This window comes from Paenibacillus septentrionalis (assembly GCF_042659865.1).
Lineage (GTDB): Bacteria > Bacillota > Bacilli > Paenibacillales > Paenibacillaceae > Pristimantibacillus > Pristimantibacillus septentrionalis.
This window is the reverse complement of sequence record NZ_JBHSTE010000002.1, coordinates 381,996-394,480: the sequence shown is the minus strand read 5'-3', so window position 1 is coordinate 394,480 and position 12,485 is coordinate 381,996. Positions and strand designations below refer to the sequence as shown.

The 12,485-nt window shown below is 44.1% G+C and carries 14 protein-coding genes; all 14 read left to right on the top strand.

What is annotated here, in order from left to right; translation table 11 throughout:
* Positions 1 to 23 precede the first annotated feature (23 nt).
* The 14 genes from ribH (at position 24) to ACFP56_RS06735 (ending at position 12,474) form a co-directional block, all read left to right on the top strand.
* Entirely contained in the window at positions 24 to 494 is a 471-nt protein-coding gene (gene ribH / locus ACFP56_RS06800) for a 6,7-dimethyl-8-ribityllumazine synthase (RefSeq protein ID WP_379232575.1), read from the top strand.
* A 27-nt stretch (positions 495 to 521) separates the two neighbouring features.
* Complete coding sequence (locus ACFP56_RS06795) at positions 522 to 1,301, top strand: segregation and condensation protein A (RefSeq protein ID WP_379232573.1); 780 nt, start codon at positions 522 to 524, stop codon at positions 1,299 to 1,301.
* On the top strand, positions 1,270 to 1,875 hold the full coding sequence (scpB, locus tag ACFP56_RS06790) for an SMC-Scp complex subunit ScpB (RefSeq protein ID WP_379232571.1): 606 nt from the start codon (positions 1,270 to 1,272) through the stop codon (positions 1,873 to 1,875). Before ACFP56_RS06795 ends, scpB begins: the two co-directional genes overlap by 32 nt.
* Before the next feature lie 59 nt (positions 1,876 to 1,934).
* The gene (locus ACFP56_RS06785) at positions 1,935 to 2,603 is read left to right on the top strand and encodes a DUF2953 domain-containing protein (RefSeq protein ID WP_379232568.1); all 669 of its coding nucleotides are present in this window, start codon (positions 1,935 to 1,937) and stop codon (positions 2,601 to 2,603) included.
* A gap of 78 nt (positions 2,604 to 2,681) precedes the next feature.
* Positions 2,682 to 3,188, top strand: coding sequence for a GerW family sporulation protein (gene ytfJ / locus ACFP56_RS06780; protein ID WP_379232566.1), 507 nt, complete (start codon positions 2,682 to 2,684; stop codon positions 3,186 to 3,188).
* A 189-nt stretch (positions 3,189 to 3,377) separates the two neighbouring features.
* The gene (locus tag ACFP56_RS06775; protein WP_379232564.1) at positions 3,378 to 4,541 is read left to right on the top strand and encodes a D-alanyl-D-alanine carboxypeptidase family protein; all 1,164 of its coding nucleotides are present in this window, start codon (positions 3,378 to 3,380) and stop codon (positions 4,539 to 4,541) included.
* A gap of 91 nt (positions 4,542 to 4,632) precedes the next feature.
* The gene (locus tag ACFP56_RS06770) at positions 4,633 to 5,379 is read left to right on the top strand and encodes a nucleoside recognition domain-containing protein (protein WP_379232562.1); all 747 of its coding nucleotides are present in this window, start codon (positions 4,633 to 4,635) and stop codon (positions 5,377 to 5,379) included.
* A 25-nt stretch (positions 5,380 to 5,404) separates the two neighbouring features.
* Positions 5,405 to 5,905, top strand: a complete 501-nt coding sequence (locus ACFP56_RS06765; protein WP_379233290.1) for a spore maturation protein — start codon at positions 5,405 to 5,407, stop codon at positions 5,903 to 5,905.
* A gap of 58 nt (positions 5,906 to 5,963) precedes the next feature.
* Positions 5,964 to 6,704: a pseudouridine synthase gene (locus ACFP56_RS06760; RefSeq protein WP_379232560.1), complete on the top strand. Its 741-nt coding sequence runs from the start codon at positions 5,964 to 5,966 to the stop codon at positions 6,702 to 6,704.
* Between the two features lie 93 nt (positions 6,705 to 6,797).
* Positions 6,798 to 7,325, top strand: coding sequence for a redoxin domain-containing protein (locus ACFP56_RS06755; RefSeq protein WP_379232558.1), 528 nt, complete (start codon positions 6,798 to 6,800; stop codon positions 7,323 to 7,325).
* 2 nt (positions 7,326 to 7,327) lie between these two features.
* Entirely contained in the window at positions 7,328 to 9,004 is a 1,677-nt protein-coding gene (resB, locus tag ACFP56_RS06750) for a cytochrome c biogenesis protein ResB (protein ID WP_379232555.1), read from the top strand.
* Positions 9,001 to 10,263, top strand: a complete 1,263-nt coding sequence (gene ccsA, locus ACFP56_RS06745) for a cytochrome c biogenesis protein CcsA (protein ID WP_379232552.1) — start codon at positions 9,001 to 9,003, stop codon at positions 10,261 to 10,263. The genes resB and ccsA overlap by 4 nt, the downstream gene beginning before the upstream one ends.
* 30 nt (positions 10,264 to 10,293) lie before the next feature.
* Positions 10,294 to 11,010, top strand: coding sequence for a response regulator transcription factor (locus tag ACFP56_RS06740; protein ID WP_379232549.1), 717 nt, complete (start codon positions 10,294 to 10,296; stop codon positions 11,008 to 11,010).
* Positions 11,011 to 12,474 carry an ATP-binding protein gene (locus ACFP56_RS06735; RefSeq protein WP_379232547.1) on the top strand — a complete coding sequence of 488 codons (1,464 nt, stop codon included), beginning with the start codon at positions 11,011 to 11,013 and terminating at the stop codon, positions 12,472 to 12,474. It begins immediately after the preceding gene.
* Positions 12,475 to 12,485: the final 11 nt, after the last annotated feature.

Sequence of the window (12,485 nt, the reverse complement as noted above, 5' to 3'; positions counted from 1 at the left end):
AAAATAAGAGAGGAGAAAGTGTAATGGCTTTTGTATACGAAGGGAATCTCATTTCAAGTGGATTAAAATATGGTGTTGTAGTTGGGCGGTTTAATGAATTTATTTCAAGCAAGCTTCTGGCAGGAGCACTGGATGCATTCAAACGTCATGGTGCAGAAGAAACGGATGTGGAGGTAGCTTGGGTTCCAGGTGCATTTGAAATCCCGTTGATCGCACAAAAAATGGCGGAAAGCGGAAAGTACGATGCTGTTATTACACTTGGTGCTGTCATTCGAGGCGCTACACCGCATTTTGATTATGTGTGCAATGAGGCTGCAAAAGGCGTATCAGCAGTAGCGCTAAAAACTGGCGTACCAACTATTTTTGGGGTGCTAACTGTAGACTCTATCGAGCAAGCGATTGAGCGAGCAGGCACGAAGGCTGGTAATAAAGGCTATGAAGCTGCTGTAACTGCGATTGAAATGGCGAATTTAACAAAGGCATTACAGCAATAAGCATTATTAGTTACAGGAGGTTGTGGTGTGTCCGTACTTTATAAGCTAGATTCTTTCGAGGGTCCGCTCGATTTATTGCTTCATTTGATTGATCGGGCAGAGATCGATATTCATGAGGTATCCATTAGCGAAATTACGACGCAATATATGGACTATCTTCATGCTATGAAAGAATTGGAGCTAGATATCACGAGCGAATTTTTGGTCATGGCAGCGACATTGTTAAGCATTAAAAGTCAGCAGCTATTACCAAAGCCTCCTGTTTTTGAGAATGAATTTGACGAGTGGATTGATGATGGTCCTGATTTGAGAGAGGAGCTCATTCAGAAGCTTATAGAATATCGCAAGTTCAAGCAAATAGCCGAGGAGCTTAAGGAAAAGGAATTTATGCGCAGTCTCGTATTTTCGCGCGAGCCTGAGGATATGTCCGCCTATATGAAGGAAATTCCGGTAAACCCGCTTCAAGGCATTGAGCTTTCTGACATTGTTCAAGCTTTCCAGAAGGCGTTGAGACGAGCGAATCGAAGAGATATCATTGCAACCGTTCAACGAGATGAAATTTCGGTCAAGGATCGAATTCGAGATATTGTTGATGTGTTGAAGCAATTTGAAACGGTTCGATTTTCTAAGCTGATTCGCGAGAATATGAGCAAGCATGAGGTTGTTGTAACTTTTTTGTCTATTTTAGAGTTGATGAAGATGAAGCATATCCGTTGCTATCAGCACGGACTCTTCGATGATATTGTGATCCAGTGGAGAGGAGAAGGAGCTGTAGATGGAATTTCAGAAATTGAAATCGATTATTGAGGGACTATTATTTATGGCTGGCGACGAGGGCTTGACCAAACGTCAGCTTGCAGATATTATGTCCATCGATGCGGATTATGCCGAGGAGCTTGTGCTGGATTTGCAGCGTGATCTAGAGCGTGAAGGGCGAGGCGTTCAGATCGGAATTTTAGCGGGTGCCTATCGCCTTACGACGCATCCGGAGCATGCGGAATATTTTGAGCGTATGGCGTACACGCCAACAAGAGCTCAGCTATCACAGGCTGCGCTTGAAACGCTTTCGATCGTAGCTTATAAGCAACCGATTACCCGTGTCGAGATCGAAGAAATACGCGGCGTGAAATGCGAGCGTGCCATACATACGCTTGTTGCCAAGGATTTGATTGAAGAAGTAGGTCGCGCAGATGCTATTGGTCGCCCGATATTGTATGGAACGACAAAAGCTTTTTTAGACAGTTTTGGACTTGCCTCATTGAAAGAGCTGCCAGAGCCTAAAAATGTATCATTGGAAGACGAAGATTTCGAGGAACAATCACAGCTGTTGTTCGAACGTTTTGAAGGGCGTCAGATGACACTTGATGAAGTGAAGAACTAATTCATATTATTCAAAAGACTGGTTCATACTATGGTCATGTTTACGTTAGGAGGGAGGATATGCTTCCTTTTGCTAGCTATTGGCCGATGTGGATCAGTCTTTTTTTAGCTGCGATTATAGCTGTTGCCTGCTTTACCACAGTAACACTTGAGCTGTATGCACGCAGACAAAAAGAAAATGATGATGCTTCGATTAAGGTAACGATGCTTGCTGGTTTAGTTTCTTTTAAGTTCAAACTGCCTAAAATGATGATGAATAAGAGAGGGATTGGGTTTAATCTCAGCAAGCCGGATGGTCATGAAGAGCTTGTAGAGCTTGACGTCAAGCATGCGATTTCCCGATATCAAGTATGGACGGATGCAACGATGATTATGAAAGATTTTAAGGCTTGGTTTCTTCATTTGCTGCGAAAGGTTGAATTGTCTGACTGGCATTGGCACAGTCGAGCAGGCACAGGAGAGGCGATGTCAGCGGCAATTAGCTGTGGCATGTTATGGTCTGTAAAGGGAATGTTGTTTGGAGCGCTTTCGAAATACGTTAAGGTGATGGATCTTCCCCACGTCTCGATTGAGCCAGTGTTTCAGGAAAAATGGTTTTCTACAGAATGGTCATGTAAGCTTAAGCTAAAGCTTGGCTCGCTTTTGCTTGCTGTAATTTACTTAATTTTTCATGTGACCGCTATAAAGCGCGGAATTGTGTTATGGAAGGCTTTAGTCTCTAGAGCATAGCCAGAACTTACCCTAATAATGAATGAGTAACAGAGCAAACTATATGTGCATTTACCTTCATGTTAGGAGTGATACACAATGACAACAACCAATAATATTGAAGGCTTGGTTGGCGTATCGTTAGGTCAGATTAAAGAAATGCTCGGCATCAATACGATTGTCGGCGACCCGATCCATACTCCATCAGGCGATACAATTCTGCCGATTTCTCGTGTCGGTGTAGGTTTTGTAGCAGGGGGAAGTGAGCTGCGTACAGAGCATAGTCATGACGAGGCGCAACACGGCGGTGTGAATCCGAATTCGCTTCCTTTTGGTGGTGGTAGCGGTGGTGGTGTCTCGATTACACCAATTGCCTTTTTGGTAGTCGGCATGCAAGGAGTAAAAGTTGTGCCGCTTGACAACCAAACACATCTGCTCGATAAAGTTATTGATTCTGCTCCTGCAATTATTGATAAGATGTCGGGTATGTTTGGCAGCTCGGCTCAATCTCAAGGACAAGCCGGAATCTCCTCAAGCACTGGTGCAGCTTCCAGTACTTCTACAGGAATGAATATGAACAGCACAGGCGGTTCATCTTTGCAATAATTGAGCTGATGATGAAACAATAGCTTCACTCGAAGGCACATTGCGATCGCTACTCGCTCGTAATGTGCCTTTTTGTTGTTTCAATTTGCAGGAAGCAAAAGCAGATTAAGGAAAGAAGCGAATGCTCGTCTACAATGGCAAGCATCTGCATATACTATTGACGTGATATAGAAATGTAGGAGGACATCTATGAAAAAACAGCTAACGAGAATGATTGCCTATATTGCGATTGCAGCATGTTTCGTAACTGGTATTGGTGGGCAAATCGCCTACGCGTCACCTTCCATTTCGACTAATGCTTATGCAACAGCTCTCATCGATGTACAGTCAGGACGTATTTTATATAGCAGAAATGGGGATGTTGCGACAAGAATAGCAAGCTTAACAAAAATAATGACTGCGATTGTAGCGATTGAGAACGGTAACTTATCAGACAAGGTTAAGGTATCCACTCGCGCAGCAGGAAAAGAGGGCTCGTCGATCTATTTAAGAGCGGGCGAGGAGATGACGCTATCCAATCTTTTATATGGATTGATGCTTCGTTCAGGCAATGATGCAGCTACTGCGATTGCAGAGCATGTTGGGGGCTCCGAAGCTGGTTTTGTGTTTCTAATGAACCAAAAGGCTAGCGAGTTGGGACTTGAGCATACACAATTTCGCAATCCACATGGATTGGATGAGGAAGGGCATTATTCATCTGCCAACGATTTGGCTATATTGACCGCTTATGCCCTTAAAAATAAGATTTTTGCCGAGATCGTAAAGACTGATCATAAAAAAGCACCGAATCCGAATGAGAAATGGCATTATTCATGGCGTAACAAAAACAAAATGCTCCGAATGTATGAGGGAGCGGATGGCGTAAAAACAGGTTATACAAAAAAAGCGTTTCGCTGCTTAGTCAGCTCCGCTACAAGAAACGGTCAGCAATTAGTTGCTGTTACGCTTAATGATGGCGATGATTGGAGAGACCATCGAAATTTGCTGGATTGGGGCTTTAAGCATTACCCGCATTCCAGATTGGCGGAGGTTGAGCAAGCGGTATCAGGCAGCTCACTTGTTTATGGAGCAAACTACAATTATCCGTTAGAAAAAGACGAGCTTGACAAAGTACAAGCTTCGGTTACGTTAATTGATCCGAGCAGTCCGCATTATGCGCTTGGGGAACGAGGTCGGATGCAGTTTTTCTTGGAGGGAGAACCGATAGGATCGGTACCGTTGTATGAAAAGGGCAGTATGAGGTTGAAGCTCAATAAACGTGCAGCAACAGAGGAGAGCTTTAATCAATTCAAGCAATTAGAAAAAAGAGAGCACAGCATCTTTTTCAAAATAGTGGATTGGCTTCAAAAATAATAAAAACGTACACGATTGTCTATTGCATCAGAAAGATAAGACAGCAATGAATCTGCAAGAACGATCACGTCATGTTGGGGGAGGCATGAACATGGTTAATTGGATATGGCTGTTTCTCATTGTTATTAGTGTTGTTTTTGGAATTGTAAATGGCAACATAGATGCCATTACACAAGCTGCATTCGATGGAGCAAAGTCAGGCGTCACGATAAGTTTTGGCTTAATTAGCATAATGGTATTTTGGCTCGGAATGATGAAAATAGCTGAGCAGGCGGGATTGCTGGAAAAGCTGTCTCGCCTGCTCTATCCAGCTGTTCGCTGGCTGTTTCCTGATGTGCCGAAAAATCATCCGGCACTCGGATACATAATGAGTAATTTAAGTGCCAATATGTTCGGTTTAGGCAATGCAGCAACACCAATGGGGATTAAAGCGATGCAGGAGCTGCAGCGTCTTAATCCAGACAAGCATACCGCGACGCCTGCCATGTGTACACTGCTTGCACTCAACACGTCCAGTATCACATTGGTGCCCACCACTCTTATTGCAATTCGGATGAACTATAATTCTGCGAATCCGGCAGAAATTATCGGAACAACGCTTGCAGCCACCTTCATTGCAACGGCAGCGGCCATATTAGCAGACCGCTGGTATCGAAGTCGTGACAAGGGTCCGCCTATTCCATACCAGATGCAGACTAATAATACGTCTGCATCAAGTGGTGTAACAACAGGCACAACGCCAGCACATGCAGCAACGCCAAATCTGACAGTCAACCCATCAAATGGTCTGGCCGTTCAACCTCCATCACATACAATTGGAGGTGACGGACGTGGTTGAGCTGCTATCCAAAATTTCAGCCTATATGATACCGGCTATTATTGTATTTATTCCACTTTATGCAATGGTTCGAAAAAAACAGCCTGTCTACGAGGTGTTTGTAGATGGTGCAAAGGACGGATTCGATACTGCGATCGGCATTATTCCTCATTTGGTCGGAATGATGGTAGCCATTAGCATGTTTAGAGCTTCTGGAGCAATGGATGCAATGCTAATGGCTGTTAAACCGATTTTTGATTGGTTTGGCATTCCAAGCGAAATTTTACCGCTTGGTATTTTGCGACCTATAACAGGTGCTGGATCACTAGCCTTCACAGCTGACCTTATCGCTACACATGGACCGGATTCATTAATTGGTCGAATCGCTTCTACGATTCAGGGCAGCACAGATACAACGCTATATGTGCTTACGGTTTACTTTGGTGCGGTGGCGATACGCAACTCGAAATATGCATTGAAGGTTGGTCTTTTCTCTGATTTGGTAGGATTTATCGCCGCGATTGTGATCTGCATGCTTGTATTCTAATTGCAATGCTTGTGCTTTTATCACGTTATCGTTATGATGGTAGATGAGGTGAACATAATTGGAACGATTACAAAAAATACTAGCTCAAGCAGGGGTAGCTTCTCGTCGAAAATGTGAGGAGATGATCTTGTCAGGTGCTGTAGAGGTGAATGGCGAGCCAGTCACAACATTAGGAACGAAGGCGGATCCTGCCGTTGATGTTATAACTGTGAATGGTCGTCCAATTCGTAGTGAAAAGAAGATATATGTTATGCTGAACAAGCCAAAAGGCGTGATTACGAGTGCGAAGGACCCGCAAGGGCGGAAGGTTGTGTCTGACTTTCTTCCTGGCATTAAGGAGCGCATATATCCGGTTGGTCGATTGGACTACGATACAGAAGGATTGCTGCTGCTTACGAATGATGGGGAATTCGCCAATTTGCTTACTCATCCCAAGCATCATGTACCTAAAACGTATCATGCCACTGTAAAAGGAGTGCCGCATGGCTCCGCTTTGGAACAGCTGCAACAAGGAGTTATGCTTGAGGATGGGATGACTTCGCCTGCTGAGGTCGAGTATCAGGATGTAAATATGGAAGCAAACGAAGCGACAGTTCGCATTACGATTCATGAGGGGCGAAACAGGCAAGTGCGCCGGATGTTTGAAGCTGTTGGTCATAAGGTGATCAAGCTGAAACGGGTGCGCTTTGGCGAGCTTGGTCTGGACGGCTTGCCGCGCGGCAAGTTCCGCCATTTGACAGAAGCAGAAGTGAAAACATTGTTACAGGAAGCTCGCAAGTCACATAAAGTTCAAAAATAAGAGGAGACGACGGCATATCGTGCCGTCGAATTTTCGTTATAATGGATATGGAATAGAAGACAATGAATCTAGTAGCTGGTGGTGTCATACATATTGGGTAAAAATCGAAAAAAGATTCAAGTAATCGTGTTGCTTTTGGCACTTTTGCTCGGCGGATATGCGATATTCCAAACCTTTACTGATGATCATAACGGGCAAATTAAAGAAGGACAAGCTGTACCAGATTTTCGTTTGGCCAATTTGCAGGGCGAACCGGTTACTTTGGAGGATTATAAAGGCAAACCATTAGTTATTAATTTTTGGGGGACCTTTTGCGAGCCTTGCATTCGAGAAATGCCATCCTTTGAACGCCAATACGAGCAGTGGAAGGATCAAGGCGTTGAAATTGTGGCAATTAATCTGAGCGAGGATATGCTGACAATTTCCAACTACGTGAAGAAGCTGGGCGTAACGTACACTGTATTACGCGATGTCGATCGGAAAACGGAGAAACGCTACGCAGTTCGATCCTATCCGACTACGTTTTTTGTACATGAGGATGGAACGCTGTCTTCCGTATTTGTCGGTGAAATGAAGGAGACACAAATTTACGAGCACATAGAAAAGCTGGTAGGAGGTTAACTGTGCTATTACCTGCGAATACAAAATGTGAATGCGGTCATCAAAATGCGGTAGGTACTGTTTTATGTGAATCGTGCGGCAAGCCGCTTGAGCAGGATTTGCTCGAATCTAGTGAACCGCTTGAAATGCGCTATGATGGCGTAGCCCGACGTTCACAAAAAGCTAATCCTCATTGGCTAGATCAGATATGGAATTTCTTCTCCTCTGTTAAGATAGCCATTTATTTAATTATTATTACGTTTTTAGGCGCAATGCTGGGTACGATTTTCCCGCAAGCTTCGGTGTTTATTTCAAGCACGTTCGATCCAAGTGTCTACTACGCCGAGCAATACGGTACACTTGGCAAGATCTACTATATGCTGGGACTACATAAGACGTATTCCAGCTGGTGGTTTATTACGTTGCTTGTCATGATTGCGACCTCGCTCGTCATATGCAGTATCGACCGTGTGCTGCCGTTATATCGCGCTTTAAACAAGCAGCAAATTCGCAAGCATCTCGCATTTCTAAAGCGTCAAAAAGCTACATATAGCGGAGAATTACAAGAAGAGCCAGCTGAGTGGACGAAGCGCTACGGCGAAGCGTTGAAAAAGAAGGGGTATAAGGTACACATCGATGAAACAGGTTCAGCGCTGCTGGCCGAGAAAAATCGATTTAGCCGCTGGGGGCCTTATATCAATCATATTGGCCTAATTTTATTTTTGCTCGCTGTACTGGCACGCAGTATTCCGGGCTGGAACGTCGACCAATATGTAAGCGTCACAGATGGCGATACCGTTCCGATTGCCGGTACAAATTATTATGTGAAAAGCGAGGGCTTTTCCATTGAGCTGTATGATAATGAGGAGCTTCCAGATGAGCTGAAGGATAGCGGTAGAGTCAAATCGTTCAAAACTGATGTTATTCTGTATGAATGTACAGCACATTGCGAGGATGATTTTGCTACACCGGAGCTGACAGAGGTAAAGGAGCATACCATTTTGGTTAATGATCCTTTGCGCTACAACGAATTAAAACTTCATCAATTTGACTTTAACTTAACGCCTCGGATCAATGCAGTATCTCCTATGATCATTGATAAAGCGACGGGAGAGAGCTATGGACCGTTTCATCTGAAAATGGTCGACCCTGAGCTGCATTACGAGGCTGGTCCCTATACGATAGAGTTAATTGACAAGTATATGGATTTCTCAATTAATCGTGAGGGTGAGCCTATCACGCTTTCCAGCAATCCAAATGCTCCTGCGTTTATTTTCAACATCAAAGGACCTGGATTGGCTGAAGCAGGTGAGGTATTTATGTATTTCCCGCTTGAGAAGGATAAGGTTCGATTTGCACAGGATACAATTAATCGAGAGCTGGCTAACAAAATAGATATTAAAGTAGAAGGCATGGAAAATGTCGATTATTCGGCTGCCACAACTTATTTGAATGTACGCATTGATAAAGCGGTCAAGTTTTTATGGATCGGAGCTGTTATCAGCATGCTTGGCCTCATTATGGGGACATATTGGCAGCACCGCAGAATATGGCTGCGTATTGACGACGAGCAGCTTACATTAGGTGCGCATACAAATAAAAACTGGTATGGCTTGCGAGCCGATGTTGCGTTTGCTCTGAAGCGGTGCGACATAGAGCTTGATCCAAAAAGCCTTGATAATGGGGGACATAAAGGATGAATTGGTTAGATGTCAGTAGTTCAAGCTTTATCGTGGCATTCTTTTTATATGTCATTGCATCAATCTTTTATATGGTAGCAATTGCAGGGAAAAAGTGGGGAAAAGGTGATCCTAAGGCACATGAAGTACGCTGGAGCAAAATTGCTTTTGTAACCTCCACCTTGGGTCTTGCTGCGCATTTGGTTTTCTTTTTTACACGCTGGATTGGCAGTGGTCAGATTCCGACGAGCAATATGTATGAATTTATTACATTGCTCGGTATGACGATTATGATCGCTTACACGATCATACATTTTATTTACAAAAAACCGCTGCTTGGCATGTTTGCATTGCCGCTTACGATCATCATTATTGCGTATGCGTCTGTATTTCCACAGGAGGTGCAACCGCTTATTCCAGCGCTACAGTCTCATTGGCTGAAAATTCACGTGACAATGGCAGCGCTTGGTGAAGCTTTCTTTGCAGTAGGTTTTGCCGCAGGCTTAATGTACTTGCTTCGTACAATTGACTACACAGATAAGTCGAAAAGCGGCAAACGCGCACAACGTTGGCTGGAATTTACGCTGATTTCAATTTTTGTCGTAATTGGTTTTATTGTTGCTTCATTCGGCTTTAAGGGTGCAGGCTATGTTGCGGAGTTTCAACAAGAGACTGCTAGTGTTTCACAAGCAGGTGAGCTTTCTACATCTTATGAGGTGGTAAAGTATACAATGCCGCCTATTTTCAAACCATATAACAGCGAGACTCTTCAAGTAACGCCATTTTTGGGGATGACAGACGGCTTGTTTGAAACTCCATCATGGTTCAATGGCGTGAACTCAGGTCGCAAGCTCAACACAGTGATATGGTCAATCATAGTCGGTCTACTTTTATACGGTATTGTACGAATGATTGCTAGAAAGCCATTAGGTGCTAAAATTAATCCAATGCTGGAAGGCATTGATCCAGATGATCTTGATGAAATTAGTTATCGCGCCATCGTAATCGGGTTTCCAATCTTTACGCTTGGGGGCTTAATCTTTGCGATGATATGGGCAGAGATCGCTTGGGGAAGGTTCTGGGGCTGGGACCCGAAAGAAGTATGGGCGCTCATTACGTGGTTGTTCTACAGCGCGTACCTTCACTTCAGATTGTCTCGCGGCTGGCACGGAAAACCATCAGCTTGGCTTGCTGTAATCGGTTTTGTCATCGTATTGTTTACGCTTGTTGGCGTGAATCTGCTAATTGCCGGCATGCATTCATATGCGGGTGTCGATTAAATCGGATAAAAGTGAAAGGGGTGTAACACGATGTCGGATTATTTAAATCGTATTTTGGTAGTAGATGATGAAGAGCGAATTAGACGTTTGTTGAAAATGTACCTTGAGAAGGAAGGCTACGAAATCGAGGAAGCTGAGGATGGAGAGCGTGCGCTGGCACTAGCGATGAATCGTGACTATGCACTGATTCTGCTTGATGTCATGCTTCCGGGCATTGACGGCATCGAGGTATGTACAAGACTGCGTCAGGTAAAAGGTACACCTGTCGTTATGCTTACTGCAAAAGGTGAAGAAATGAATCGTGTGCAGGGCTTTGAGGTAGGGGCAGATGATTATGTTGTCAAGCCGTTTTCACCTCGTGAGGTGATCTACCGTGTGAAGGCGATTCTTCGCCGTTCCTCTGCGACCGCTTTTTTGACAAAAGAAATGAATACATCAAACAGCATTGTGTTTCCTCATTTGATCATTGAGCATGATGCGCATCGTGTTACAGCTGGTGGACAGGAGGTTAGCCTCACACCAAAGGAATATGAATTGCTGCACTACCTGGCAATTTCACCTGATAAAGTGTTCTCTCGTGAAGAACTATTGAAGGACGTATGGAATTATGAGTTTTTTGGCGACCTCAGAACGGTTGATACGCATGTGAAACGCTTGCGTGAGAAGCTGAACAAGGTATCCAGTGAAGCAGCTAGCATGATTACAACAGTATGGGGTGTTGGATACAAGCTAGAGGTGCCAAAGTAAATGAGATGGTTCCGCAAGATTTTCAACCTGCTCTGGCATAGCGTAGTCGGCAAGCTATGGGTTACCATTATGGTGCTCGTAGCTGTCGTGCTGATGATTTTGGGCGTGTTTTTGTTGCAGTATATCGATGTGCTGTTTGATGAGAATGCTCATGATATCAAGGTGCTCTTTATTATTGTTGCTATTATCGGCTTTTTGCTTTCTACTTTTTTTGCATTTTTCCTATCGGCTAAGCTGCAGCAGCCATTGCTCCAGCTTAAGGATGCTGCTGTTTCAATCTCGAAAGGAAATTACTCAACTCGCGTGGATATTTCCTCTTCGGATGAAATCGGACAGCTAGCAGCAACATTTAATGAGATGACAGAGAAGCTGGAAAAGCTGATTCACGATCTTAATCATGAGAGTAATCATTTATCCAACGTGCTGCGAAGCATTGGAGATGCAGTCATTACCTTTGATGCCAATGGTGAAGTGATTCTGACCAATCCGCAAGGCCATATGCTGCTGCAGCAATGGCAGTCGATTGAGGATGAGTGGGAGCTGGTAGAAGGACTTAACTACCCAAAGGTGCCTGCGCCACTTCGAGAGAATTATGTGAAAGTACTGAATCACGGCAAGGACTGCACTGATAAGATCCATGTGCAAAGCTATGTCTGGTCAGTTGTGTTTACACCGCTTATGTCCAACGGAAAAATGCGCGGTGTTGTTGCGGTTATCCGTGATGTAACGGAAGAACATAAGGTGGAAAAAATCCGCCGTGACTTCGTTGCGAACATCTCACATGAAATTCGCACACCACTGCAAATGCTTCAAGGATATAGTGAAGCACTACTTGACGATATTGTAGCCTCTGTGGAAGAGAGACAGGAGCTTGTGCAGGTCATTCATGAAGAATCGGTACGCATGGGTAGACTCGTCAATGATTTTCTAGATGTTGCACGAATGGAAGCAGGGCACATTAATATGCAATATCGTATTGTAGATGTGACGCAGCTGTTGTCTCGCGTATCTAGAAAATTTTCAGTTTACGCGAAGGAAAGAGGTATTGAGCTCGACTATGAGCCTGCTAATGAACAGCTAGTGCTGCAGCATGCAGACGAGGATCGATTGGAGCAGGTGTTCACCAATCTTATAGACAATGCGCTTCGTCATACCGATCCAGGCAAGCATGTGTATATTCAATCGTCACACGTATCGTTGAATCATGAGTCGTTCGTTCAATTGAAAATTAAGGATGAAGGGCAAGGCATACCTGCAGAAGATCTGCCTTATATATTTGAGAGGTTCTATAAAGCAGATAAAGCCCGCAAGCGGGAAACAAGCTCTGGAACAGGGCTAGGGCTTGCAATTGTTAAAAACATAATTGATCAGCATCAAGGCAATATTGCGGTAGACAGCTTGATCGGTCAAGGAACGACCTTCACGATCTTGCTTCCAGTATCGATCCATGAAAAAATTCAATAATCAACTTTTAT